We start from the raw sequence: 2,372 nt of genomic DNA on the forward strand, positions 1-2,372 counted from the left end.
CCGCGGAGCCACTCCGCAAGAGGCGGCCCGCCCGATTGTCGTGACAACGACACGACAATCGGGGCAGGAAAGGCGGGACGGTAGCCGTCGTTCATGCCGTCGCTTCCATGGGAAGCCGCTTGGCACCAGTGATCGCCAGCCGACGGCTCGCCACCAGTTCGGCCGCTTCGCGCACCGGTTTGTCCTCGGTGTGGACGTAGTGCATGAACATCGCCACGGTCTTGTGGCCCGTCAGCTTCATGCCCACTTTGGTCGGCACGCCCGAATTGGCAATGTCGGTGGTCGAGCGATGGCGGATGCCGTGCGTGCCGACGTGCGGGACGCCGGCGGCCTTGAGCACCCGGCACCAGCCGCCATAGTGCTCGCCAAAGGTCAGGTGCTTGGCCGGGTCGTTCGGCGATGGCAGGACGTAGGGGCAGCCCTCCCGGCGCGGCGCCGTCGAAAGCAGCCGATAGGCTTCCTCGCTCATGGGCTTGGAAATGCCGCCGACCTTGCTGTCGGGCCACACCACGCGCCGGTTCTCGAAGTCCAGCCAGCTCCATTCGAGCGGGCAGATTTCGGAGCGCCGGGCGGCGAACTCGAATTGCAGCCGGATCGCCAGCGGGATGACGTAGTTCTCCAGCCCCTCCGCCTCCAGCTTCTCCAACTGGCGGAAGATCCGCACCATTTCCTCGTCCACGATGAGCCGGGTTTCCTTGCCCGGCGGGTACATGGGGACGTGGCGGCACGGGTTCGTGCCGTCCGGGCGGTAGCCCCACACTTCGGCCAGGTTGAACATCTTGCGCAGCACGCCGAAGGTCTTGTTCGCCTCGGTCGGCTTGTAGGCCAGTTTCTCCATCAGCCCGGCAATGTCGGGCCGCTTCACGTCATGCACCTTCTTGCGGCCCAGCAGCGGGATGATGTTGCGGTCTATGACGCCCTGATAGCCGTCCTGCGTGCTGGGCTTGTTGCGCTTCTTGGAGTAGTCCTCCATGAACTTCTTGCACAACTCGGCCATCGTGGGCGCCTTGCGCGCCTCGGCCTTGGCGCCGCCGGGGTCGCCGCCCCGGCGAACCTCGGCCAGCCAGTCCTGTGCCTTGACTCGTGCCTGTTCGACGGTCAGCTCCCCGTACAGCCCCAGCGAGGGCTTGCGGGGCTGGCCGGAGTTCGTGCGGTACTGGAGCATGAACACCCGGCGGCCGGTCGGGGTAATCTTGCACAGGAAGCCGGGCACCACGGTATCTCGCAGTTCAACATCCTTGGCCTGGGGTTGGGCCGACTCCACGGCGGTCTTGGTGAGCTTGATCTTTGCCATGATGACTCCTCGGAACAACCCGGATTCCAGGAGCCAGATAGGAGCGGCGCGAGGGAAAACCGGGTCAAGTTTCAGAAAGCACCGGCATATGATGGACGCGCGTAAGTTATTGATAAACCTGCTGTATCTAGCTACGGCGCAGTCCAGCGAACTACCGGGCTGGAGTCATCGTGAAACAAAAAACCCGCCGAAGCGGGTTCTTTCTGACTATCCGAATCCTTCCGGCTGCCTTCCTGGCGGTGGTCGATCATCCTGATCCTGAGCACGTCCTGCGCTTCAGAGTGGGCATAGATTAATCATCAGGCCGCAGGCAATGAAGAGCCAAAAACCGGGATTCTTGTAAGCCTTTCGCTATAGCTAAAACGAACGTGTCGTTTCACTGTCGCGCTTACCAGCCTGGCGGGACAGAAGGCTGCCTTTGCGCGGCCACGCACCCCGCTGCTTTGTCGGCAAACAATGCTCCCGCTACGAATTATTAGCGTGGAACATTTGTTGAATTATTTCTCTTCCCCCCATAGGCTCACACAATATTGATAATTAACAACTAGTTAAACCATAAATATTTGAGTTCGCGAGCTTACTTAAAGTGGCCAATTTATTTAAATTGCAAATAAAAGCTGTACATATATTTAAAACTACGTATATTCGCCCCACTGCTTCGCAATTAACACTTCGACACCCGGCATGATGTTTCTCTGTTTCATCTCCTCGGTTCGTTTTGCTTCTCGCTTCTCAGTCTCGGCACCGAATGCTTCAGTGCTGCAGCCTTAAAACACCTTGGGAGATACTCATGTCTACTCGTCAAAATGGCACAGTCAAATGGTTCAACGATGAAAAAGGTTTCGGCTTTATTACGCCGACCGATGGCAGCGAAGATCTGTTCGTTCATTATCGTTCAATCGAAAGCACAGGTTTCAAAAGCCTGAGCGAAGGCCAAGCGGTCTCTTTCATGGCTACCAAAGGCCAGAAAGGGATGCAGGCTGATCAGGTTCAAGTCTCCTAAGACGCCTGATACAAAAAAGCCCCGCTTCGCAGACTGTGTGAAAACCTAGCAGTCCGAGAGCAAGCTAAAGACAAT

General features: G+C 58.0%; 2 protein-coding genes. One reads left to right on the top strand and one right to left on the bottom strand.

Annotated elements, in window-relative coordinates; all coding sequences use genetic code 11:
* Nucleotides 1-91: 91 nt before the first annotated feature.
* A complete protein-coding gene (locus LO50_RS22030; RefSeq protein WP_044316370.1) occupies nucleotides 92-1,294 on the bottom strand; it encodes a tyrosine-type recombinase/integrase in 1,203 nt (400 codons plus the stop codon).
* Nucleotides 1,295-2,084: 790 nt separating this feature from the next.
* Here LO50_RS22030 and LO50_RS22035 point away from each other — a divergent pair.
* Nucleotides 2,085-2,297, top strand: a complete 213-nt coding sequence (locus LO50_RS22035; protein WP_014821949.1) for a cold-shock protein — start codon at nucleotides 2,085-2,087, stop codon at nucleotides 2,295-2,297.
* The last annotated feature ends 75 nt before the right edge of the window (nucleotides 2,298-2,372 follow it).

The sequence above is a fragment of the Stutzerimonas stutzeri genome (assembly GCF_000935215.1).
Classification (GTDB): domain Bacteria; phylum Pseudomonadota; class Gammaproteobacteria; order Pseudomonadales; family Pseudomonadaceae; genus Stutzerimonas.